The 419-nt window shown below is 60.9% G+C and carries 1 pseudogene; it reads right to left on the bottom strand.

From position 1 onward, the window contains the following. Positions 1-272: 272 nt before the first annotated feature. A pseudogene (locus X744_RS1000000175840) lies at positions 273-419 on the bottom strand (glycosyl transferase family 2); the annotation flags it as partial.

Raw genomic sequence — 419 nt, 5'->3', positions numbered from 1 at the left:
CTTCCCAAGCTGAACGCGCGGGTTCGATTCCCGCTACCCGCTCCAGCTTGCGCTGCAAGGGCTCGAAGTAGATTCACAACCGCTTGCAGCGCTTTCCGACAGCCGGGCTGCTCATCCGGCTTCGAAAGCAGAATGTCTTTGACGGCAGCGATGGCGGATTTATCTTCGGTCATGGTCATGGTGGCGTTCCGTCGCGGGAATCAGGTGACGTTGAACATCACCAGCCTGCCATGACCGCCCTCTCTCAGCGAATTTGCAGAACTCTCAGCACACTACCGGCGGCGCTTGTACCTGGGCGGCGCCGCCCAGATCTCGGCGTCGAGTTTCTTTGTCGCCAGACCTCGTGCCAACGCCTCGGCGCTGCCGGCATTCTTGGACAGAGATGCCGCCTGTCGCTTGCTGATTACCAGTCCGTCGGC

The organism is Mesorhizobium sp. LNHC252B00, from assembly GCF_000502955.1.
Taxonomy (GTDB): Bacteria; Pseudomonadota; Alphaproteobacteria; order Rhizobiales; family Rhizobiaceae; genus Mesorhizobium.
This window is presented reverse-complemented; position numbering and strand designations above follow the sequence as displayed.